Origin of the sequence: Bradyrhizobium sp. SZCCHNRI3052 (assembly GCF_032484895.1) — a bacterium.
Lineage (GTDB): Bacteria > Pseudomonadota > Alphaproteobacteria > Rhizobiales > Xanthobacteraceae > Bradyrhizobium.
Window position 1 is genome coordinate 80649 of sequence record NZ_JAUETW010000011.1, and the last position, 21920, is coordinate 102568.

Sequence of the window (21920 nt, forward strand, 5' to 3'; positions counted from 1 at the left end):
ACCGATCGCCGCAAATGGCCTCAGGCGGTATTGCCTGCGTCGACCGTCAGCACGGTGCCGGTAACATTGCGCCCGCCGTCGCCGAGCAGGAATTCAACCATCGCGGCCACGTCATGCGTCTCCGGCAGCCGCCGCAACGCGCTGCGGCCGGCGATGCGCCGCTGCTGCTCCTCGTCCATGCTCTGCGTCAGCTCGGTGGCGATGAAGCCCGGCGCGATCGCGTTCACGGTGATGCCGACCTTGCCGACCTCGCGCGCCAGCGAGCGCGTGAAGCCGTTGGCGGCCGCCTTGGTCGCGCCATAGACGGACAGGCCGTTATAGCCGGTAGAGGCGATGATCGAGGAGATGTTGATCACCCGGCCCTCGCCCGCGGCCATCATGTGACGAACGACGTATTTCGTCAGGATCATCGGCGCCAGCACGTTCAGCCGCACCAGTGCCTCGATCTCCGAATTGTGCATGGTCGCGAGCAGGCCCTCGGTGCCGAGACCGGCATTGTTGACGAGACCATAGAGCGGACCGAACTCGTCGCGCACCGACTTCACGAAGGCCGGTAGTTCATCAACGATGCTGAGGTCACAGGCGCGGAAATGAATGCCGGCGCTGCTGGCGCTGAACTCGGCCATCGCGGCGCGCAGTTCGTCGCTCTCCCGGCGGGCCACCGCGATGACGTCATAGCCCGCTCCCGCGAGCCTGCGCGCAATGGCGAGCCCGATGCCACGGCTGCCGCCGGTGACGAGAACATTATGCATCGGCGCGCGCCAGCTTGCCGGCCGGTGTGACGTCGAGCGCTGACACGACGCGGATCATCGCCGGCACCTTGTGGGCCGCGAGACGCGCGCGACACGCGGCGAGGATCTCATTGCGGACCGTCTCACTCCGCGCCGGATCGGCATCCGCCGTCAGCACGACCTCGGCGACGACGATGCCGCCGGTGATCGGGCTGCGTCGCGACTTGGCGCGCGACATCCGCACCTCCGGATGGCCATTGATTACGGCTTCGATTTCTTCCGGATGGACCTTGAGCCCGCCGACATTGATGATGCCGTTGCGGCGTCCGACGAAGTAGTAACGATCGCCGCGCAGCTCGACCATGTCGCCGGTGTCGACATAGCCGTCCGTATCGGTCAAGGCAGCCGCAGCGCGTCCGACATAGGCGTGCGCCGCGCGCCTGGAGCGGATGCGCAGCGAGCCGTCGACGACCTTCATGTCGACGGCCCCGCGGCCCTCGCCGAGCAGCGTCGCAGGAAAACCCTCCAGCCCATCATTGACCGCGAAGCCGACGCCGGCCTCCGTCGAGGCGTAGGCATGACCGATCGAAGCGCCGGGAAATGCCTGCTTCAATCCGTCGAGCACAGCCTGGTCGGCGATCTCGCCGGAGAGACGCACGTAGCGCGGCGCAAAGCCTTCCACCGACCCACTCATCAGCAGCTTGCGCCAATGCGACGGCGTTCCGGACATGTGAGTGACGCCGCGTGCGTCGAGGCGCGCGATGTGGTCCGTGAGCCCCTCGCCCGGATCCGACAGCACCATCGAGCCGCCGCCGACGATGGCGCGCAGGAAGATCTGCAGGCCGCCATAGCGGCGAATGTCGTAGAAGGTCGCCCACACCGGCATCGCTTCGCCAGGTACGGGGCGGTCGCCGATGATGGCGCCGCACAGGCCCTCGAGCGTATGCCCGACAATCTTCGGCACGCCCGATGTGCCTGATGTCAGCATCAGCCATTCGGTGGCGCGCACCGTCTGCACCACCACGGCAGAAGGCTGCGGCAGGGCGACCTCGATCACGAGATCGACGCCGCAGGCGTCGAAACGCTGGACCTCATCGGTCACGATGGCGTCGATGTCAGCATCGGCGATGATGCTGGCGAGATGCTCGCCCTTGAGATCCGGCGGACACAACAACAGGCGCCGTGCGACGCCGTCGATCTCGATCAGCGCGAGGCCGGCGAGCAACTGGCCGGAGGTCGCCAGCAGCACCGAACGTCCGTTGAGCTCTTTGGTGCGGCCGCCGAGGCAGCTTCCACGCGAGAGCTCGGCGAGCGATAGGACGTGACGCGGATCGGAGATCGTCCGTTCGGTCAGCGCCGCCCCGAGATGGTCGCGAAGGGCGAAGATCTCACGCGGGGACATTCTCATAGGCCCCGATGAAGTCGCCTATCGTGTTGGGGAACGTCACATCCTCGGACAGGGTGAACGGATCGACGCCGAGATCGTCCTCGAGACGGGCGACCAGGATGGCGAAAGCGAGCGAGTCGAAGCCGGTCTCGTGCAACGTCAGCTCGTCGGTCAGCGGCGGCAGCTTGACCTTCTGCTCGTCCGCAATCTGCTTGATCGCTGCAATGATTCTTAACCGTACCGACATGGGCCAATCCGCTCACTGTTCAAACGATGAAACCGACCATAGGACGAGAAGGTGAAGGAAGCCGGACTTGCCAGCCATCTTTCGGGACCGTTGGTAAATACCCATCATGGCCTATGATTAAAATCATCTACAAACGAACCTCGCCGGCGAGGATTCGCGCATGGAGATCCCGATCGAGCAGGCAATAGGCACCCGTCCCGGCGTCGCGCACGTAGAGCGGCTCATGCACGATCGACGGATCGAAGCCGTCGCGCATCAGCTCCTGCTTCTTCTGCTTGAATGTTTCGGTCGACTGCAGAGACGACGTGATGCGGAGCGCCACCGGCCGCGCATAGGGCGGCAATCGGCGGGCAAGTTCTAGAGAGAGGCGATCGAGATCGAAGCTGTCGCCGACGACAAGCGCAGCCATGCCGGCGCGTCCGTCCCTGCCGGGCACGACGACACCGTAGGTCGATGCTTCCAACACGCCGGGACATTGCAGGATCGCCTCGTTCACCTCGCTGGTCGCGACGTTCTCGCCCTTCCAGCGGAAGGTGTCGCCGAGACGATCGACGAAATAGAAGAAGCCCTGGTCGTCCTGGCGCATCAGATCACCGGTGCGGAACCAGGCATCGCCCTTGGCGAAGACGTCGCGCAGGATCTTCTTCTCGGTCTCGCCCGTATCGGTATAGCCTTCGAAGCGGCCGCCTCCCTGGTCCGCCGTACCGATGCGGCCAATGGCCTCGCCGATCTCGCCGCGCGCGCAGACCAGGCACCGCCCGTCGGGTCCGCGCAAGGGTGCGCGCTGGTCGGCATCCAGCTTGATGATTTCGGCGGGAAAGCGATGCGCAAGCAGCGACGGCACGCGCCCGATCGATCCCACCCTGCCCTCGACATTGTAGAGTGAGAAGTTGCCTTCGGTCGCGGCATAGAATTCGAGCACCTGGGGAATGCCGAAACGCGCCTGGAACGCCTCCCAGACGTCGCCGCGCATTCCGTTGCCGCAGGCGAGCCGCAGCCGATGGGCGGGGTCGAAATCGGATGGCGCGGCGGCCAGCAGGTAGCGGCAGAGCTCGCCGATATATTGCACCAGCGTGCAATCGTGACGGACGATGTCGCGCCAGAAATTGCTCGCCGAGAATTTCTCCGCGAGCACCGCCGCACCGCCGGCGCGCAGCATGCTGCAAGGCGCGACGATGCCGCCGACGGAATGATAGACGGGCAGACAGTCATAGAGGCGATCGTCGGGACCTGCGCCGGTGAGGCCGGCAAACCAGCCGCCCCAGTTCATGATGCGGCGATGGCTGATGCTGGCGGCCTTGGGCAGGCCCGTCGTGCCGGAGGTGTAGATCAGCAGCGCGCGGTCGTTAATCGTCACGGCGCGGCGCTGAGTCGCGTCGAGCGCGTGCGTATCCATCGCGGCGACCGCGACGTCGAGATCGCCGCCGTCGGCAACCCAGACACGCGGCCCGCCCGTGATGACCGGCGCAACCTCCGTATAGGCTTCGTGCAAGTCCTTGGAGACGATCACATGGACTGGCCGAGCCACATTGATGCAATGCGCGAGCGACGGTCCGACGAGATTGGCGTTGATGAGCGCAACCACGCCGCCGACGCGACTGATCCCAAGCCAGGCGGCCAGGTAGTCGGGCCGGCTCGGCATCATCAAAGCGATCGTGTGGCCTGGCCCGATGCCATTGGCCAGCGCCCAGCGGGCGTATCGGTTGATGCGCCCAGACAGGGCGGAATAGCTCAGGGTCTCGCGATCGGAGATCAGCGCCGGCCGTTCGGGCTGCTTCGCGGCCCAGTCGTCCACCACGTCGGCGAACAGCCGCGCCGGCTCTGCCTCGATGCGCGAGGTCAGCTCGATCGCCTTCAGCCAGATCTTCGCCGCCGACGGCTTCCGAGGGGCCGTGCTGAGTTCCACAGATCGATCCGACTGTCCGGAGTTCATGAACGCCCTCACCCCAATTCGGCGTGCTTATAGGCCGGGTGGCCTGACCGGCCGTTAATCGGAAGGGTTAACCGGCCGAGAGTGCGTCGCTGTTGATGCGAATGCGATCCTTTACGAAGTTCTCGGAAATGCCGGTTAGCGTACCGCTCCCAGAACATGCCAACGCGAAGGCCGGCATGCCCAAGGACACGATGACACGACGCGCCTTGCTGCGCTGCGCCGCCTGGAGCAGCGTTGCAGCCATGACTTCGACCACGGCGTTCGCCGGAGTTGATGCGCCCTATCCGGCTCAGCCCGTCACCTGGGTCATTCCGTTTGCCCCGGGCGGAGCCACCGGCCGGCTGTCGCTCTTGATCTGCGACCGGCTGACCCGCCGACTGGGCCAGCCCTTCGTGCTCGATCACCGGCCGGGTGCGGGCGGCGCGACCGCCACCAAGAGCGTCGCGAGCGCCGCGCCGGACGGCTACACGATCCTTGCGACCTCGACCGCCAACGTCATTACGGCCTCGACCGACGGCCCGCCCGGCGCCGACGGCGATCTCATCCCCGTCGCCGGCATGGCGCGCATGCCGCTGCTGCTGCTGGTCAGCCGGCAGCTGCCGGTCGAGACGCTGCCGGAATTCCTGGCCTATGCGAAGGCCAACCCGGGCAAGCTCAGCGTCGGCTCCGCCGGTCCTGGCACCGTCCAGCTGCTGTCGGCCGAGCTGTTCCGGACCCTCGGCGGCATCACCTGGTCCGTCGTGCACTATCGTGGCTCGGGGCCTGCCCTGACCGACCTCGCCTCCGGCCATATCCACGCGATGTTCGACAACGCCGCTTCCGCCGTCGACCTCCTGCGCAGCGGCAAGGTCCGGGCGCTGGCCGTCACGACGCGCGAGCACGCCGCCGCCTTCCCCGATCTGCCGCCGGTCGCCGACGTGCTGCCGGCGTTCGAAACCTCCGGCTTCTATGGCGTCGCGGTGCCGCACGGCACGCCGAAAGCCATCGTCGAGCTGCTCAACCGCGAGATCAACGCCGCGCTGGCCGATCCCGACATCAGCAGGCAGTTCGCCGAGGTCGGCGCCACGCCGCTCACCGGCGACGTCGGCGTCTATGCCGCGACCTACCGCGCCGAGATCATGCACTGGCGCAAGCTGGTCCCGCAGTTGAGCGCGAAGAACTGACCTCCGCGCCCGGCGACCCGCCTGCCTCAGGCCCCCGCGACGCCCTGCAGCACCAGCCGGTTGAGACGGGCCGCGAAGGCGGCCGGATCCTCCGGCAGTTCGCCGTCGAGGATCTGCGCCTGTTCGAGCAGCAGGAACGACAGATCGTCGACCTTGGCCTTGTCGGCGGCGGCCTTGGCGACCGCCACGACCAGCGGATGGCGCAGATTGATCTCGAGGATCGGCTTGGTGCGCGCCCCGCGCGCCTGCTGCGACAGGATGCGCTCCAGCTCGCGATCCGGACCATGGCTGCCGGCCACCAGACACGACGCGCTGGTGGTAAGCCGGGTCGAGACCTTCACGTCGGTGACGTGGTCGCCGAGGCTCGCCTTGATCAACGCGATCGTGTTGGCTTCGTCGGCCGCCGGCTGCGCCTCGTCCGCTTGCGTCGGCTCGGTTACCGGGATCGGGTCGAAATTGATGTCGCCCTGGCTCAGCGACTTCAGCGGCTTGCCGTCGAACTCCAGCCGTGCCGAGGTCCAGAACGCATCGACCGGATCGGTGAGCAGCAGCACCTCGACGCCGCGCGCCTTGGCGGCCTCGAGCCGCGGATTGGACTTCAGCCGCTCGATGCTGTCACCAACCAGGAAATAGATCTCGGTCTGGTTCTCCTTGAGACCCTCGACATATTGCTTCAGCGAGCGCCGCTCGCCCGATGTCGTGGTGAAGCGCGACAGCGCCAGCAGCTTGTCGCGGCGCTCGAAATCCTCGTACACGCCTTCCTTGATCACGGCGCCGAACGAATCCCAGATCTTGTCGAAGTTTTCGGCATCCTTGTCGGCGAGCTGCTCCAGCTCGCCGATCACGCGCGTGGTCACGGCCTTGCGGATCTGCGCCAGCTGCGGATTGTTCTGCAGCATCTCGCGCGACAAATTGAGCGGCAGGTCCTCGCTGTCGATCACTCCGCGGATGAAGCGCAGATAGGCCGGCATCAGGTCGGCGTCATCGGTGATGAAGACGCGGCGGACATAGAGCTTGACCTTGCCCTTGCGCGCCGGCTCGAACAGGTCGAACGGCTTGGTCGACGGCGCGAACAGCAGCACCGCGTAGGAATAGCGGCCCTCGGCGCGGTAGTGCAGCGTCATCGCCGGCTCGTCGAACGCGTGCGCAATCGACTTGTAGGCCTTGCTGTAGTCCTCGGACGTCAGCTCGGACTTCGAGCGCTGCCACAGCGCGCTGGCGGAGTTGATCTGGCGCGGCTCGCCCTCCTCCGGCACCAGCATGATCGGAAACTGGATGTTGTCGGAATAGGCGGTGACGATGCGCTCGATCTCATAGGTTTCGAGATATTTCTTGGCGTCGTCCTTGAGGTGCAGCACGATCTCGGTGCCGCGCGTCACCCGCTTGGCATCCTCCTCGGACGCGGGCGCGACCTCGAAGCCCGCGCCGCCCGACGAGGTCCACGTCCAGACCTCGCTGCCGCCGGCACGGCGGCTGATCACGACGATGCGGTCGGCGACCATGAAGGCCGAGTAGAAGCCGACGCCGAACTGGCCGATCAGGCCGGTGCCGTCCTTGGCCTCGGCCAGCTTCTGCACGAACGCCTTGGTGCCGGAGCGGGCGATGGTGCCGAGATGGTCGATCAGTTCCTGGCGCTCCATGCCGATGCCGCTGTCGGCGATGGTCAGCGTATCAGCGGCCTTGTTCGGGATGATGCGGATCTGCGGCGCCTCGCCCTCGCCGATCAAATCGGGTCTGGCGATCGCCTCGTAACGCAGCTTGTCACAGGCGTCCGAGGCGTTCGAAATCAGCTCGCGCAGGAAAATGTCGGTCTCGGAGTAGACCGAATGCACCATCAGATGGAGCAGCTCGGAGACTTCGGCCTGGAAGGAATGGCTAACGGTGGCGGTGTCGGTCATCGTCGTACGTTGGCCCATGCTATCAGGGGTGGAGAGAGACCGTCGATATAGCGCGGCGGCGGCACCGATCAAGCCTTTCGGCCGGGGGGATCATCGAGCGATCGTTCGGCGGCCGCGAGCAGCTTGTCGATGACCGTGTCGAGGGTCGCGATCTCGGCGGCCGAAAGCACGCTCAGCAGCTCCGCCTCGCGCGCCAGCGCATGGGGCACGATTCTGCGGTACAGCGCCCGCCCGGCGGCCGTCAGCGCTACGATCCGCTCCCGTCCATCCTCGGGATCGCGGCTGCGGCTGACGATGCCGCGCGCCTCCAGGCTCTGCATGGCGCGGCTGACGTTCATCTTGTCGAGCGTCGTCAGCCGGCCGATCTGCTTGGTCGGCAATTGCGGCTGCTCGCCGAGCGCCGCCAAGATGCGCCATTCCTGGCGCGACAGCGCGAACCTGTCGCCGTAGACCTCCGCCACCGCCAGCGACACCTGCTCGGCGAGCCGGGCCAGCCGGTAGGGAAAATAGCGCTGCAGTCGGAGCTCGCGCTCCGTGGCCGCCTCGCCCTGCTTGCGGTCCCGCATGTCGGTGGCCGGCTTCGTCATTGCGTCTCTGTCCTCGTCCTTCCAGCCCCTGGCGACCTCGATCCGATCCCAATCGGGTTGATCTGGATCAAGGCGACCAGATCGTATCATCCGTTACCATCTTGCCAACCACGAACATGGGAGGAGAAGACATGCAGATCGAGAAGATCCATCACGTCGCCTATCGCTGCGTCGACGCCAAGGCCACGGTCGAGTTCTACAAGAAGGTCCTCAACATGGACCTGCTCGGCGCCATCGCCGAGGACAAGGTCCCCTCGACCAAGGCGCCCGATCCGTACATGCACATCTTCCTGGATGCGGGAAACGGCAACATCCTCGCCTTCTTCGAGCTGCCGAACTCGCCGCCGATGGGCCGCGATCCGAACACCCCGGAATGGACCCAGCACATCGCCTTCCAGGTCAAGGACATGGAGGAGCTGGAAGAAGCCAAGGCGCGCGCCGAGGCCGCCGGCCTCGACGTCGTCGGGATCACCGACCACACCATCTTCAAGTCGATCTATTTCCATGATCCGAGCGGCCATCGGCTGGAGATCGCGGCCTGGACCGCGACGCCCGAGCAGATCGCGCGCATGAAGTCGGTCGCCCACGCCATGGTCGACGAGTGGGCCACCACCAAGAAGCCGCCGCGGCACACCGCCTGGATGCACGAGAAGGAATTCGCCGGCAGCGACTGAGCGATTGCTCGTCCCGACAGTCCCGACCGCAACGCGCCAGGCGAGGCAGCCATGAGCAACTATGTCTATCCGCGATTTCCCTATGTCTGCTCGGTGGAGCAGCGCAGCGGCGAGACCCGCCGCCATCCGATCGTCGTGATCGGCGCCGGGCCGATCGGCCTGACGGCGGCGCTCGATCTCGCCGCCCGCGGCCAGCCCGTGGTCGTGCTCGACGACAACGACACCGTCAGCATCGGCTCTCGCGCCGTGTGCTACGCCAAGCGCCCGCTCGAGATCTGGGATCGGCTCGGCTGCGCCGCGCCGATGGTGGAAAAGGGCGTGAGCTGGAACATCGGCAAGGTGTTCTTCCGCGACCAGCTCTCTTATCAATTCGATTTGCTGCCCGAGCCCGACCATCGCTGGCCGGCAATGATCAACCTGCAACAATACTATCTCGAGGAGATTCTGGTCGATGCCTGCAACAGGACTCCGCTGATCGATCTGCGCTGGAAGCATCGGCTCGTCAGCCTCAAGCAGACCGACGACTTCGCGCAGCTCGCGGTGGAGACGCCGGACGGCATCTTCACCATGGAGGCGCAGTGGGTGATCGCCTGCGACGGCGCCAATTCCGATACGCGGCGCATGGTCGGCGCCGAGTTCACGGGTCAGTTCTTTCAGGACCGCTTCCTGATCGCCGACGTCAGGATGAAGGCGGAGTATCCGACCGAGCGCTGGTTCTGGTTCGATCCGCCGTTTCATCCGGGACAGTCGGTGCTGCTGCATCGCCAGTCCGACAACATCTGGCGCATCGACTTCCAGCTCGGCTGGGACGCCAATCCGGACGAGGAGAAGAAGCCCGAGCGCGTGATCCCACGCATCCGGGCCATGCTCGGCGAGAGCACCGAATTTGAGCTCGAATGGGTGTCGATCTATCAGTTCGCCTGCCGCCGGATCGACAATTTCCGTCACGGCCGCGTCCTCTTCGCGGGCGACGCGGCGCACCAGGTGTCGCCGTTCGGCGCCCGCGGCGCCAACACCGGCGTGCAGGACATCGACAACCTCGCCTGGAAGCTGGCAATGGTGCTGCGCGGCGAGGCGCCGGAGAGCCTGATCGACAGCTATCACGAGGAGCGCGCCTTTGCCGCCGACGACAACATCCTGAACTCGACGCGCGCGACCGACTTCATCACGCCGAAGACGCAAGCCAGTCGTCTTTACCGCGACGCCGTGCTCGACCTCGCACAGAACCACAGCTTTGCGCGGCCGCTGGTCAACAGCGGCCGGCTGTCGACGCCGACGCCCTATGTCGCGTCGTCGTTGAATACGCCTGACGGCGGCAACGTCCCCGGCGCGATGACGCCTGGCACCAATGCCGCCGATGCACCGGTGACGATCGCGGGCGAGCCCGGCTGGTTGCTGAACTGTCTCGGCTCCAGCTTCACCGTGGTCACGTTCGACCCCGCCGTGACGGCCGAGCAGCTCACCATCGACGGCATCACGGCGCAGGTGATCGTCGTCGGTCGCGACATCGCCGATGCCACGGGCCTGCTCGCGGCACGATACGGCGCCTCGCCCGGCACGACCTATCTGTTCCGTCCCGATCAATATGTCACCGCCCGCTGGCCGCAGTTCGACGGGGACGCGATCACGGACGCGGTCCGGCGCGCCTGCGGCAGGCGCGGCGCGGTCCAGCAGGAGCTTGCAGCATGAGCCTGACCCTCACCCCGAACATCAGCGATCCCGACGACTTCTATGCCGAGCTGATCGGCGGCCAGCGCGACCTCGGCGAGGACGAGGCGCTGCGCATGAACGCCAGGCTGGTGCTGCTGCTCGCCAACCATATCGGTGACCGGGCGATCCTGAGCGAGGCGATCCGGCTGGCAAGGTCGCCCGCCGGCTGACGCAGGCCGCAACACGTCACATCGGCAGCCGGCTTTGATCCGGATCAAAGCCGTTTCTCCGCATTTTGCGGCAGACAGAGAGACCAGCCGGCGAGTCGTGCGCCGGCGCAGAGTCCGCTCGCTTGCGCACATTGCGGCTCCCGATCCGATCCCGGTCGGTTTCATTGTGACAACATCATAATGTCACGCCACCTTCACCGAGGCCCTCTACGTCTTCGCCTCGTTCCACAACGGCACGGGGATTCGCATGTCGCGCTACTACAAGACGCTGCAGACGCAGCGCTTCGACGACTATCGCTACTATCATCAGAGCCGGATCAATCAGACGCTGCACCTGGTCAGCGCCGTGATCTTCCTCGTGTGCTATGCGCTCCTGTTCAAGGATCCGGCGATGGCCGGCCTGGTCGGCTGGCTCGCGATGCTGACGCGGCAGACCGGGCACTTCTTCTTCGAACCGAACGGCTATGACCACGTCAACGGCGTCAGCAACGACTACAAGGAAGCGGTCAAGGTCGGCTACAATCAGACCCGCAAGATCGTGCTGCTGACGGTGTGGGGCCTGGTGCCGGTGGCGCTGTTCGCGTTTCCGACGCTGTTCGGCCTGTTCCCCGAGCCGACCGGCCGGATGGACTTCGTCCGCCACGTCGGCCTGCTCTGGCTCGCGGTCGGCATCGGCGGCGGCCTGTTTCGCGTCATCCAGCTGTTTGCAATGCAGGATGTCTCGACGGGCCTGATCTGGGCCTTCAAGGTGCTGACCGACCCGTTCCACAACATCGCGCTGTATTGGAAGTCGCCGCTGGCGCTGCTGCGCGGCGAGCTGATCGATCCAACCATCAAGGACGCCTCGCATTGGGGCGCCGCCGAGGACGAGGCCGAAGAAGCTGCGCATCTCACCTGATCGCGAGTTCCCGCCGCCGGCCGGTCCCGCGGCGGGAGTCCTTGAGCAGACGGGCTGCAACAACATGGAACAACTCTCCTGCTGCGCCGTTGCGGCCTCAGTGCTGGCGGCCTTCAGGAGCTCCCCATGTGTGACTACAGCCTCCATACTGTTGCTTCCCGCGATGCCAAAACTGCCGACGTGCTGGTCTCCTGTCGATTTCCCGGCACGGAGACCCGCGGCTTCTGCACCAAGGACGACCCGTTGACCGCCGTCTGCCTGCGGCCGGGCACGGAGCTCGCCTTCGAAGACGATGTCCGCATCAAGGGCTTCTTCTTCCGGCGCAAGGTCGGCGCCCATCTCGCCCGCTTCCGGCAGGTCGACACCAACAAGCCGACCGAACATCACGATGCGCTCGAATTCTCCAATGGCCGAATCGTCAAGGTCACCGACCTCGCCACCGGCCAGCGCGCCCGCGTGCTGCAGATGCCGGCCGATCCGGCTGCCCGGCGCACGACCGTACCGCTCACGATCGAGCTGCGGGCGACGCAGCTCTGAAAACGTCGACATGGCCGGCGTCAGCGCCGCGGCGGCGCTGGCGTCGGGCATGGCCAGCTGAAGACAATGCGCGTCGTCGGAGGCTGCGGGCCCGCCCCCTGATGACATCCTGAACATGTGATCTTGCATGCGTGTTCGCGATCCCGCGGCACGATCGGTGCCCGAGTGATGCGGCAGTCGTCCCTCTCGACAACGAGAGGGCGCGGGGAAGGCCGGGTGCTGACCGCGGCCCATGGCCCGCCTGCAACAAGAAAGCAGGCGGCAGTCACCACAGGTCGGGCCTGACAACCGGCCTCCCCCGCGCGATCGGTTTTAACGGTGTCCTTCGTGCTCTCCCTGGGGATCGGCGTTCTTGCCCCCATCGCCCGCCCCGAGCCGTCACAGCATCGAAAGCGAACTTGACCTCAGCGTCGAGAGGCCAGGACCACACGACTTCGCCGTCCGCGCCGGACTGCGCTCGTCTGGCGCAGCCGTCACGTCCATCGCAGCCCACCTCCACGTTCGTGACGACGCGTACGTCCCTCTGCACGAGGCGGGATGGGGAGAGAAAAACATGATTTCGGAAAAATAGCAAGAGCAATTTCGCAAAATCCGCAGATCACGGGGCGGCGGCGGTGCGCTCCCCTCCCCCTTGCGGGGAGGGGTTGGGGGTGGGGGTCCGCGGGCGCGGAGTTTCGTTCGGGCTGGTCAGCCCAACAGCGGCCAATCGATCCGAGCTATCGAGACACCGCCCGTGGGGACCCCCACCCCCGACCCCTCCCCGCAAGGGGGAGGGGAAAGGAGAGAGCGGTGGTGTCGATGGAAAATGCTGACACGCTTCAATGCAGAACGCCGATGAATGCCTGCTTCAATCAATCAGGCAGGTTGGTAAACCTCGGCCGCCAGACGCCGAGGATGACGTTGACGGTGGCGACGCCGAGCATGACCCAGATGGCGCCCTGCTCGGTGCCGAAGTTGGGCGCAAGCGTCGCCGGATCGATCTGGCCGGCGACGGCGCGCGCGGCCTCCTCGGCGGCCTCCTGCATCGGTCCCTGCACGGCGGCAAAGCCCCATTCGAAGACGAGGATGCCGGAAGCGAGCTTGGCGAGCGCCCAGCCGGCACTGTGCAGTGCGCGGTTGACGGCGATGGCAAGCAGGCCGGCGACCAGGGTCAGGCCGAGCGAGGGGAAGAACACGTAGCGCACGATGGCGCCCATCGCCGCGCGCATCTCGGCATAGTGCGCAAGCGACACCGACGGCTGCGGGATGAGGCCGAGCAGCACGACGAGGCAGGCCATCGCGCCCATCATGCCGATCGCGCCCATCGTGTGCAGAAACTTCATCAACCGTCGCATGGCATTCCCCCGGCGTCGTGAAGATGAGATCTGGTCCGGCAGGGATTGCGGCCCCAGCCAAGTCAGGCCGCGCTGCATGCGCAGGCTGCCGTCACCATTCATCCCTACGATCAGGATCGGCGACCGGATCATGCATCGGGACGGGAGCCTGTCTACCAGTGCCGCGTACCCGGCCCGCCCTTGAACGGTCCGACGACACGAGAGGTGATCCAGCCGCCGTAGAAATCGCCCTGTTGCGCGGCAACGCGCTCGTCGCCGACGAAGCAGGCCTCGACCCGCGAGGCATAGAACGCCAGATGGCCCGCGATCGGTGCGAATGGCGCCGTCGGCTGCTCGTAGCTCCAGGCGGCCTGCTCGGACACGCGGCCGCCGACCTCCAGCGTCCAGTAGCCGGCGACGCCCTTGAACTCGCAGAACGACCGGCCGGGCGCGCACCGCAGCCACTGCATCGCGACATGCTGCGGCGGGATGTAGTAGACCGGAGGATGGCTGGTCTCGAGCACGCGATGGCCATCCTGCGTGTCGGCGATGGTGACGCCGGCAAATGCGACGCGCAGCCGCGCCGTGCAGCGCTCCAGCCGCGGCGGCCGCGGATAGTCCCACACCGATTCCTGGCCCGGCCCCGGCACGATGCGTCGCATGTCGCTTCTCCGTTGTGGCGCCACCGAGCGCGCCTAGCGCCCGGCCAGCGCAAGGCAACGGCCGAACGGAGACAAGGGATCACTGGAGACGGATGGGGAGCGGCGGCCGTCGTTCCGGCTTCACGAAGGTGAGGCCGCCGGCGGAGCGGGCTGAGGCTCCTGCACAGCGGTGGTGCCGGTGCCCTGCCCGATGCGGAACAGTTGGATGTAGCTGCCGAGATAGAGCGGCGTGAGTCCGGCGACCGGCTGCTCAGGGACTGGCGGGTCGAGCAACAGGACAGCATCGAAGTTCGACCGCCAGCCGGCCAGATAGCGCGCGAGCGGCAACACGTCGGCGGGCGGCGTGTCAGGTTGCAGCCAGCGCCACGCGGCGGGCTCGGCCAGCGGCTGCGCAAGACGAGCGAAAGAGGGACGGACCGTGATCGGCTGCTGGTTCGGATGGGCGAACATCAGCGGCCAGAACGCCCGCCGCTCGATCACGAGCAGCGCCGCCATATGGGAATCGACGTAGCGGAATCCGGGCAGTATCCGCTCGCGCCGGCTGGAGACGGGCTGCTCGTGGCCATGCGCGGCGATGACGCGCGCGCCGGGCTGCACATGCGCGATCGCCGCGCGCAGTTCGGCGAGGTCCACCCTGTGATCGATCCATGCCGATGCGATATCCGCGGTCCGAATCAACATCAGCCCCGAGAGGACGATGCCGACGAGCACCGCCTTCCTGCCGGACACGACCGGCTGCAAGCCGGCGAACAGCAGCAGGCCGCACATCGCGGCAAAGCGCATGTCGATCAACGTTCCTCCCAGCGCCGTCCACGGCGCGGCGACGAAGGCGACGAACAGCGCCGCCAGCGCCAGCGGAACGCCCGGCGCGACGACGAGCTGGCGCCGGACGAGGACCAACACAGACATCACCACGACCGTCGTGATGATCGTCAGCTCGGCGCTGGTGGTCAGGAACGGCGTCATGATGCGCCACAGCTTCGGCGGTCCGTCCCAGTCGCCGAGTTGCAATCCACCCTCGCCCAGCGGACAGAGCCCATAGAGCAGCACGGCCGGGCTGAGCGTGACTCCGAGCGCACAGGCAGCGACAGCGAACTCCCGCGCCAGGACCGGCGACCGGCGCAGCCGCCACAGCCGGTCGGCCTCTCCGGCGCCGATCAGGACCGCGAAGAACAGCAGGCCGAAGATGTGGCAGAGGAAGGCGGCCGCCGCGGCGATGGCGCCCCAGGCGATCGCGGGCAGCCAGCCGCCCCGACGGCGCAGCGCCACCCAGCCGGCGGCGCCGCCGAGGGCCAGGCCGAGCGAGAGCTGGAAATTCATGAAGCCGAGCAGGAAGACGCCGTCATAGGCGACGATGCCGGCCGCCAGCGGCCACAACGACAGCCGGCCGAACACCGCGCGGTGATAGGTGATGACGCCGACGAGCGGCGCGAACAGGCTGAGCGCGAGCAGGATGCGGCCGCCGACATGAACGTCGGTGACGCGCAGCAGCGCGACGCCGATCACGTCCATGCCGAGATTGGGCAGGATGCGCCAATTCGGCGCGTATATCTGCGACAGCACGGGATCGTCGGGATGCGCCAGCACGAACAGCCGCGCGAGGTGGTTGGGATAGTCGAGCACCGGCGGGACATCGACCAGCAGGAACGGCACCGCGAGCACGATGGCGAGCACCAGCGCCAACAGAATCCAGCGCCAGGACAGGTCGCCGGCGCTGGAGGCGGACACCGGATGATGGGGAGCTGATCGGAGGTCTGAATGCACGAGGAGCCCGGCCGGCACGATGGCGCCGGTCGCCGACGAGCACGATGGCAAATGCATTGAGGTACCCCATTCCGCCCGGGATACTTCGATACCATCCGACCAAAGACTGCAAGATGCCCTGAAACAACCTTCTGGTTGTGCCTAATGCCCCGTTACTTTACGGGGATTCCGCAAAGCTGGCGGCTCAAGCGATCGCCTGAAGATAACGCCGCACCGAGCGATCGAACGCCGCCTTCGCATCGTCGGCGATATTCTTCTGCCACCAGGCGCCGTAGATGCGATCGAAGGCCAGCGGCGCGACCGCATCGGCGATGCGGCGCACGGCGGCCGCGCCGAGCGGGATGTAGTTCGGATAGGAGTACATGAAGCTGACGTGGCGGCGATCCATCGCCACCATCGCGATGTCACCGGTCAACAGCGCGCCCTTGCCACCGGCACCTTTGCGCCAATGCAGGATGGTGGCGCCGGCAAAATGCCCGCCGGTCCGCAGCAGCACGACGTCATCCGAGATGGCGAGGCGATCGCCCGTCCATGGCACGATCGCCGGATGCGGCCGGGTGACGAAGGCGCGGTCGTCGCCATGGAGATAGACCGGCGCGTTGCCGAACGCGGCGCTCCAATCGGCGACCGCGCCATAGTAGTGCGGATGCGACACCGCGATGGCCTTCAGGCCGCCCAATGAGCGGACGCGGGAGATGGCCGCATCGGTCGCCAAGGGAATGCAGTCCCACATCACGCAGCCGTCCGGCTCGGGAACGAGCAGCGCGCGCTGGCCGATCGCAAAGCTCGGGTCCAGAGCGAGGCCGGTCAGGCCGTCATCCTCGCGCCAGATGACCTGATGCCGGCCAGCAAGGTCGTCGCGGCTGAGGAAGCTCTGTCCCTTCCAATTCACATATTGCCGCTCGTCCTCGCAGACGACGCAATGGCCGGGCGGCGCTACCGTATCGGGAAACTGCGCGCCGCATTGAAAGCAGGTCCAGAGAGGCATGGAGCACCAGTCGTCGAGATGGGATTGCGAAGGATAGCACGCGGACCATCCCGGAACACCGTCGCGCGCGGCTTCGTGATTGCCTAGTGTCGCCGGACGCCCGACAGGAGTTCTCGACATGCCGACCACGCTGCGCCGCGCCTACGTTCACCGCCTGCCGATGCGGAGCCCGGACGATGTCGGCGCGCTCGAGGCCGGAATCGCGCAAGGCGCCATCGATCCCGCCGGCATCGTCGCCATTCTCGGCAAGACCGAAGGCAATGGCTGCGTCAACGACTTCACCCGCGCCTTCGCCGTGCGCTCGCTGGAGACGCTGCTCGGCCGCTATCTCGCAGCCGACGCCGTGCGGCAGATCGCGATGGTGATGTCGGGCGGCACCGAGGGCGCGCTGTCGCCGCACATGATTGTGTTCGAGGCACGCGACGGGGGTGACGCCGCGGCGCCGCGCGCTTTCCCGGCATCGCTGGCGCTGGGGCGCGCGCGCACGCCGGCGCTGCCGGGCGAGCATCTCGGCCGCATGCCGCAGGTCGAGCTCGTGGCCGCCGGCGTGCGCGCGGCCATGACCGACGCCGGCATCAGCGATCCCGCCGACGTCCATTATGTGCAGGTGAAATGCCCGCTGCTGACGATGGAGCGCATCGAGGCGGTCGAGGCCCGGGGACAGCGCACCGCCGTGCGCGATACGCTGAAATCGATGGGCTTCTCGCGCGGCGCCTCGGCGCTGGGTGTCGCGATCGCGCTCGGCGAGCTCGCCGCCGCCGATGTCTCCGACGCGACGATCTGCGCCGACGTCTCGCGCTACAGCGCGCGCGCGGCCACCTCGGGCGGCGTCGAGCTGCTCGACCACGAGATCATGGTGGCCGGCATGTCGGCCACCTGGAGCGGGCCGCTCGCGATCGATCATGCCGTCATGGGCGATGCCATCGACATCGAGCCGGCCCGGCAGGCGCTCGCCCGGCTCGGCCTGAACGTGCCGGGCCAGGTGGCGGCGGCCGATCGCAGCCGCATCGCCGCGGTGCTCGCCAAGGCGGAGGCGGCGCAGAGCGGCCGGCTGCGCGGCCAGCGGCATACCATGCTGGATGACAGCGACGTCTCCTCCACCCGCCATGCCCGCGCCTTCGTCGGCGGCGCGCTGGCCGGGCTGTTCGGCTTCACCGACCTGTTCGTCTCGGGCGGCGCCGAGCATCAGGGTCCCGACGGCGGCGGGCCGGTCGCGATCATCGCCGAGCGCCGCTGATCTCACGGTCGAGACCGCTGCAGATGCCGGCCCCTGGCATGAAGGTCTACGCTCGGAACCTCACCAACCGCTCCATTCCGACACCTGCCACCGCGGCAACGTCCCGTTCACCCAGATCGCTCCGGGCGCCCGCGTTCTACCTGATCACCACGGCGAAGTTCCGAGCCGCACACGCGTCCCGATCGGGCAACAGATTCGCCAGATTCCCGCCGCATCTCGCGACGCGGCGGGGAGCAGCTCGAACCGAAGATCGACCGAAGTGATCGTCAAGCGAACGATCCACCTCGCGAGACGACGTGAAGGACCACCAATTCTCTCATCAGCAATTGAATGACGGAGATCGGTTCAACCAGGAGATTTCAACTGTTGCTACGGGGCGACAGTCTGCAAACAACTCTCATTCTCAGAAATGGATGGAAACTTTTCGCATTCCGGCCACCGGCGGAACCAGCTTTGGGCCGCTTTCCCCCGCTTCTTGACTTGCATTCGCAACAAGCGCGCGCCGGTTGCGGGCGTTCAAGCGAACCCAAGTCAAAGTTTTGCGTAACGAATGGGGTGGTCGAGTATGGGTAAGGCAGTCTTTCCAAGGAGCTTGCGAGGGGCAAGCGGACACGAGTGGGATCCATCTCCCGAGATTTCCGGTGTGAAAGTCTCGGCAGTCGCGAGCCTGATCGCGGTTGCCTCGTTCTCCGGTGCCGAAGCCCAACAGGCGCCGCTGCCGTCCGTCACCGTCGAAGCCCCGGTGGCGCGCCCCAAGCCGGCCGCCTCGCGCCCGACCGCGGACCAGGTCCGCGCCCGCGACGCGATGCGCCGCGCCGCCCGCCAGCAACAACAACAACAGGCCGCGGCGCCGAAGAGCAATCTGCCGCCCGACCGCAACCCCTATTCCAGCCCCGCCTCCGACTACAAGGGCGAGCGGCTGCAGGCCTCCGGCAAGTTTCCGGAGAAGCTGCTCAACACGCCGAAGACCGTCACCGTCCTGAGCAAGGAGATCCTGGCGGACAAGAACTCCACCAGCCTCAAATCCGCGGTGCTCTCCACCGCCGGCGTGACGCTCGGCACCGGCGAAGGCGGCAACGCGTTCGGCGACCGCTTCTTCATCCGCGGCTTCGACGCCCGCAACGACGTCTTCATCGACGGCGTGCGTGACGCCGGCGTCTCCGTGCGTGAGAACTTCTTCACCGAGCAGGTCGAGATCCTGCGCGGCCCGGCGTCGTCCTTCGCCGGCCGCGGCACCACCGGCGGCGCGATCAACATCGTGACCAAGCAGGCCACGACCGAGAACAGCTTCTACAACATGGACACCACGCTCGGCACCGACAGGACCAAGCGCGTGGTGATCGACGTCAACCAGAAGATCACGCCGACCTTCGCTGCCCGCGTCGGCGGCCTGTTCCAGGATGCCGGCGTGGCCGGCCGCGACTACGTCACCGACAACCGCAACGGCGGCTTCGTCGCCACCAAGTGGACGCCGCTGGACACCGTGACCCTGTCCGCCAACTACATCCACAACGAGGTGACCGGCCGTCCGGACTTCGGCGTGCCCTACTATCGGCCGAGCACGCTCACCGCCGGCGCGCCATTCCCCGAGGTCGGCTCGCCGCGCAACGCCTGGTATGGCTTCGTCAACCGCGACTTCTCGCGTGTCGGACAGGACATCGGTACGTTCAATGCCGAGGTGAAGGTCACTCCAGACCTGACTATCTCCGACAAGATCCGGGTGTCGCGCTCGACCCTGAACTACATCGGCACGCTGCCGGAAGGCCCGACGCTCACCAACCCGCTGTCGAATTCGACGATCCGGGCCAATCCGCAGAGCCGCTTCCAGCAGACCGACGTGCTCGCCAACCAGCTCGAGGCGACCTACAAGTTCGATACCGGCAACTTCAGGCACACCGTGCTCGCGGGGCTCGAAGTCTCGCAGGAAAAGGCGCGCATCAACAGCTACACCGGGTTGACATCCGAGCAGCAGGGCCTGGCGTTCGCGGGCAGCGGCTCGCTCTCGGGCGTGAGCGTGTTCAACCCGCAGTTCACCAACCTACCGTTCGGCATTCCGTCGCTGGGACAATTCCCGACGAACGTGAAGATCGACTCGGCGAGCGTCTACGCGCTCGACAGCGTCAACTACCGCGATCTCGTCATCCTCAACGGCGGCGTGCGCTACGACAAATACGACGTCCGGGTCGACGGCTTCGGCACCGTCAACGGCGTCGCCAACACGCCGGGTTCGACGGCGGCCTCCAGCGGCATGCCGAACTTCAACGTCGGCATGACCTTGAAGCCGGTGCCCTACGCCAGCTTCTATGCGGCCTACGCCACCTCGTCGAATCCGGTCGGCGCGGAGTTCGACGGCCTCAGCCCGCAATATGGCGGCCTGTCGGCGGTCACCAATGGCGGCGCCAACCAGATCTTCGGGCCCGAGAAGAACACCTCGATCGAGATCGGCACCAAGTGGGAGCTGCTCGACGGTCGCCTGCTGGTCACCGGAGCGCTGTTCCAGACCGAGAAGGAGAATGCCCGCGAGTCGCGCAACATCACCAGCGCCGCGCAGGCCACCGCGGACTGCCCGTATCCGGCAGGCACCATCGGCTCCGTGCCGTGTCTCTCGGCCGGTGCCGCCTACCGCATCCGCGGCATCGACCTGCAGGCGGGCGGCAAGCTGACCGACAAATGGAGCATCTTCGGCGGCATCGTGCTGATGCAGTCGGAGGTGACGAAGTCGAACATCCCGCCAGCCAACACCGCGCTGTTCACCAGCAATGTCGGCCTGCAACTCGCCAACACCGCACACCAGTCGTTCAGCCTGCTGACGAAGTACCAGATCAACGACACCTGGGAGATCGGCGGCCAGGCGGTGTACCGCTCGAAGATCTTCGGCGGCACCTGGCTGGCGGCCAACCAGGGCACGGAGCTGCCGAGCTACTGGCGCTTCGATGCGTTCGCGGAAGCCAAGCTCGACAAGAACTGGACGGCGAAGCTGTTTGTTGCCAACATCTTCGACAAGCTCTACTACGACGCTCTCTATCAGAGTGCCACCCCGTTCGTGCTCGTCGGTCCGGGACGAAGCGCGTCGATCGTCGTGTCCGGGCGGTTCTGATCGCACACCCAAACCTGGGCATACATCAAGTGATGAGTTCATGCTGATCTGTGTCCCCGGAGTTTTGAGCAAAGACGATGTGGCGGACTTCCGCCACATCATGGACGACAGCGACTGGGAGGACGGTCGCTCGACGGCCGGCGCCCAGTCGGCCATGGTCAAGCGCAACGAGCAGTTGCCGCCCGACAGCGAGGTGGCGCGCAAGCTCGGCCACCGCATCATTTCGGCGATGACCGCCAATCCGCGCTTTCTCGCCGCAGCCATCCCGCAGCAGATCTTCCCGCCGCTGTTCAACCGCTACAGCGCGGAGTCGGGCCACCATTTCGGCATCCACGTCGACAACGCGGTCCGCGGCGACAAGCTCACCGGCCTGCGCATTCGCACCGACCTTTCGGTCACGCTGTTTCTGTCCGAGCCGGAGGATTACGACGGCGGCGAGCTGGTGATCGAGGATCTGTACGGCTCGCACGAGGTCAAGCTGCCGGCCGGCGACCTCGTGCTGTATCCCGCCTCGAGCCTGCACATGGTCACCCCGGTGACGCGCGGCGTCCGCGTCGCCTCGTTCTTCTGGCTGCAGAGCATGATCCGCGATCCCCTCGCGCGCAGCATGATCTTCGATCTCGACACGACGATCCAGGGATTGTCGCAGCGGATGGGACGCGAAGATCCGGAGATGGTGCGGCTGACTGGCCTCTATCACAACCTGATCCGCTACTGGGCCGAGAACTAGACGACCGTTTTCAACGTTCCAGCCCTATTGATGCAGATATGTAGACCCTCACTGTCATCGTCCGCGAACGCGGACGATCTGGTACGCCGTGACATCTCGGTTCATCATCATCGCGGATTGCTGGATGCACTGCCTTCGCGGAGCATGACAGCGGTCGAGATGGCAAGCGATAGACCCGGCATCGACCGCTGTTT

Annotated in this window: 19 protein-coding genes; 9 read left to right on the plus strand and 10 right to left on the minus strand. The window is 66.4% G+C overall.

All coding sequences use genetic code 11. The features are described from left to right. Positions 1–20: 20 nt before the first annotated feature. From QW887_RS25870 to QW887_RS25885, 4 genes are all read right to left on the minus strand, one after another. Positions 21–752: an SDR family NAD(P)-dependent oxidoreductase gene (locus tag QW887_RS25870; RefSeq protein ID WP_315716522.1), complete on the minus strand. Its 732-nt coding sequence runs from the start codon at positions 750–752 to the stop codon at positions 21–23. Then, on the minus strand, positions 745–2133 hold the full coding sequence (locus tag QW887_RS25875; protein ID WP_316195299.1) for an AMP-binding protein: 1389 nt from the start codon (positions 2131–2133) through the stop codon (positions 745–747). The genes QW887_RS25870 and QW887_RS25875 overlap by 8 nt, the downstream gene beginning before the upstream one ends. Next, the gene (locus QW887_RS25880) at positions 2120–2365 is read right to left on the minus strand and encodes an acyl carrier protein (RefSeq protein WP_315716519.1); all 246 of its coding nucleotides are present in this window, start codon (positions 2363–2365) and stop codon (positions 2120–2122) included. The genes QW887_RS25875 and QW887_RS25880 overlap by 14 nt, the downstream gene beginning before the upstream one ends. Positions 2366–2492: 127 nt before the next feature. After that, positions 2493–4298 (minus strand): long-chain-acyl-CoA synthetase, encoded by a 1806-nt coding sequence (locus QW887_RS25885; protein ID WP_316195301.1) that lies wholly within the window; start codon positions 4296–4298, stop codon positions 2493–2495. Positions 4299–4474: 176 nt separating this feature from the next. Between QW887_RS25885 and QW887_RS25890 the strand changes: the two genes are divergently transcribed. Continuing rightward, positions 4475–5461 carry a tripartite tricarboxylate transporter substrate binding protein gene (locus tag QW887_RS25890; RefSeq protein WP_316195302.1) on the plus strand — a complete coding sequence of 329 codons (987 nt, stop codon included), beginning with the start codon at positions 4475–4477 and terminating at the stop codon, positions 5459–5461. 26 nt (positions 5462–5487) lie between these two features. On the opposite strand, the gene htpG is transcribed toward QW887_RS25890, so the two are convergent. Next, positions 5488–7359: a molecular chaperone HtpG gene (gene htpG, locus QW887_RS25895; RefSeq protein ID WP_410052620.1), complete on the minus strand. Its 1872-nt coding sequence runs from the start codon at positions 7357–7359 to the stop codon at positions 5488–5490. A 68-nt stretch (positions 7360–7427) separates the two neighbouring features. After that, entirely contained in the window at positions 7428–7946 is a 519-nt protein-coding gene (locus QW887_RS25900; protein ID WP_316195306.1) for a MarR family winged helix-turn-helix transcriptional regulator, read from the minus strand. Between the two features lie 131 nt (positions 7947–8077). On the opposite strand from QW887_RS25900, the gene QW887_RS25905 reads away from it, so the two are divergent. From QW887_RS25905 to QW887_RS25925, 5 genes are all read left to right on the plus strand, one after another. Continuing rightward, the gene (locus QW887_RS25905) at positions 8078–8620 is read left to right on the plus strand and encodes a VOC family protein (protein ID WP_315716514.1); all 543 of its coding nucleotides are present in this window, start codon (positions 8078–8080) and stop codon (positions 8618–8620) included. Positions 8621–8671: 51 nt separating this feature from the next. Next, positions 8672–10309: an FAD-dependent oxidoreductase gene (locus tag QW887_RS25910; protein WP_316195308.1), complete on the plus strand. Its 1638-nt coding sequence runs from the start codon at positions 8672–8674 to the stop codon at positions 10307–10309. Beyond that, positions 10306–10500: a DUF2783 domain-containing protein gene (locus QW887_RS25915; protein ID WP_315716512.1), complete on the plus strand. Its 195-nt coding sequence runs from the start codon at positions 10306–10308 to the stop codon at positions 10498–10500. Before QW887_RS25910 ends, QW887_RS25915 begins: the two co-directional genes overlap by 4 nt. Positions 10501–10747: 247 nt before the next feature. Next, on the plus strand, positions 10748–11398 hold the full coding sequence (locus QW887_RS25920; RefSeq protein ID WP_315753721.1) for an Mpo1-like protein: 651 nt from the start codon (positions 10748–10750) through the stop codon (positions 11396–11398). Between the two features lie 126 nt (positions 11399–11524). Beyond that, the gene (locus QW887_RS25925) at positions 11525–11935 is read left to right on the plus strand and encodes a hypothetical protein (RefSeq protein ID WP_315716509.1); all 411 of its coding nucleotides are present in this window, start codon (positions 11525–11527) and stop codon (positions 11933–11935) included. 851 nt (positions 11936–12786) lie between these two features. Here QW887_RS25925 and QW887_RS25930 read toward each other — a convergent pair. The 4 genes from QW887_RS25930 to QW887_RS25945 form a co-directional block, all read right to left on the minus strand. Next, positions 12787–13269, minus strand: a complete 483-nt coding sequence (locus tag QW887_RS25930; RefSeq protein WP_315716506.1) for a hypothetical protein — start codon at positions 13267–13269, stop codon at positions 12787–12789. Positions 13270–13421: 152 nt separating this feature from the next. Beyond that, positions 13422–13910, minus strand: a complete 489-nt coding sequence (locus QW887_RS25935) for a DUF427 domain-containing protein (protein WP_316195311.1) — start codon at positions 13908–13910, stop codon at positions 13422–13424. 120 nt (positions 13911–14030) lie between these two features. Continuing rightward, entirely contained in the window at positions 14031–15731 is a 1701-nt protein-coding gene (locus QW887_RS25940) for a hypothetical protein (RefSeq protein WP_315753734.1), read from the minus strand. A 127-nt stretch (positions 15732–15858) separates the two neighbouring features. Further along, positions 15859–16662 (minus strand): MBL fold metallo-hydrolase, encoded by an 804-nt coding sequence (locus QW887_RS25945; RefSeq protein WP_316171295.1) that lies wholly within the window; start codon positions 16660–16662, stop codon positions 15859–15861. 118 nt (positions 16663–16780) lie between these two features. Between QW887_RS25945 and QW887_RS25950 the strand changes: the two genes are divergently transcribed. The 3 genes from QW887_RS25950 (at position 16781) to QW887_RS25960 (ending at position 21726) form a co-directional block, all read left to right on the plus strand. After that, positions 16781–17899, plus strand: a complete 1119-nt coding sequence (locus QW887_RS25950) for a ring-opening amidohydrolase (RefSeq protein ID WP_316193585.1) — start codon at positions 16781–16783, stop codon at positions 17897–17899. 565 nt (positions 17900–18464) lie between these two features. Beyond that, a complete protein-coding gene (locus tag QW887_RS25955) occupies positions 18465–20996 on the plus strand; it encodes a TonB-dependent receptor (RefSeq protein ID WP_316195313.1) in 2532 nt (843 codons plus the stop codon). A gap of 40 nt (positions 20997–21036) precedes the next feature. Beyond that, positions 21037–21726, plus strand: a complete 690-nt coding sequence (locus QW887_RS25960; protein ID WP_316195314.1) for a Fe2+-dependent dioxygenase — start codon at positions 21037–21039, stop codon at positions 21724–21726. Positions 21727–21920: the final 194 nt, after the last annotated feature.

Bases quoted from the DNA above. Each gene is read 5' to 3' on its own strand.
- QW887_RS25870 (WP_315716522.1), bottom strand. From the start codon at position 752: ATGCATAATGTTCTCGTCACCGGCGGCAGCCGTGGCATCGGGCTCGCC.
- QW887_RS25875 (WP_316195299.1), bottom strand. From the start codon at position 2,133: ATGTCCCCGCGTGAGATCTTCGCCCTTCGCGACCATCTCGGGGCGGCG.
- QW887_RS25880 (WP_315716519.1), bottom strand. From the start codon at position 2,365: ATGTCGGTACGGTTAAGAATCATTGCAGCGATCAAGCAGATTGCGGAC.
- QW887_RS25885 (WP_316195301.1), bottom strand. From the start codon at position 4,298: ATGAACTCCGGACAGTCGGATCGATCTGTGGAACTCAGCACGGCCCCT.
- QW887_RS25890 (WP_316195302.1), top strand. From the start codon at position 4,475: ATGCCCAAGGACACGATGACACGACGCGCCTTGCTGCGCTGCGCCGCC.
- htpG (WP_410052620.1), bottom strand. From the start codon at position 7,359: ATGACCGACACCGCCACCGTTAGCCATTCCTTCCAGGCCGAAGTCTCC.
- QW887_RS25900 (WP_316195306.1), bottom strand. From the start codon at position 7,946: ATGACGAAGCCGGCCACCGACATGCGGGACCGCAAGCAGGGCGAGGCG.
- QW887_RS25905 (WP_315716514.1), top strand. From the start codon at position 8,078: ATGCAGATCGAGAAGATCCATCACGTCGCCTATCGCTGCGTCGACGCC.
- QW887_RS25910 (WP_316195308.1), top strand. From the start codon at position 8,672: ATGAGCAACTATGTCTATCCGCGATTTCCCTATGTCTGCTCGGTGGAG.
- QW887_RS25915 (WP_315716512.1), top strand. From the start codon at position 10,306: ATGAGCCTGACCCTCACCCCGAACATCAGCGATCCCGACGACTTCTAT.
- QW887_RS25920 (WP_315753721.1), top strand. From the start codon at position 10,748: ATGTCGCGCTACTACAAGACGCTGCAGACGCAGCGCTTCGACGACTAT.
- QW887_RS25925 (WP_315716509.1), top strand. From the start codon at position 11,525: ATGTGTGACTACAGCCTCCATACTGTTGCTTCCCGCGATGCCAAAACT.
- QW887_RS25930 (WP_315716506.1), bottom strand. From the start codon at position 13,269: ATGCGACGGTTGATGAAGTTTCTGCACACGATGGGCGCGATCGGCATG.
- QW887_RS25935 (WP_316195311.1), bottom strand. From the start codon at position 13,910: ATGCGACGCATCGTGCCGGGGCCGGGCCAGGAATCGGTGTGGGACTAT.
- QW887_RS25940 (WP_315753734.1), bottom strand. From the start codon at position 15,731: ATGCATTTGCCATCGTGCTCGTCGGCGACCGGCGCCATCGTGCCGGCC.
- QW887_RS25945 (WP_316171295.1), bottom strand. From the start codon at position 16,662: ATGCCTCTCTGGACCTGCTTTCAATGCGGCGCGCAGTTTCCCGATACG.
- QW887_RS25950 (WP_316193585.1), top strand. From the start codon at position 16,781: ATGCCGACCACGCTGCGCCGCGCCTACGTTCACCGCCTGCCGATGCGG.
- QW887_RS25955 (WP_316195313.1), top strand. From the start codon at position 18,465: ATGGGTAAGGCAGTCTTTCCAAGGAGCTTGCGAGGGGCAAGCGGACAC.
- QW887_RS25960 (WP_316195314.1), top strand. From the start codon at position 21,037: ATGCTGATCTGTGTCCCCGGAGTTTTGAGCAAAGACGATGTGGCGGAC.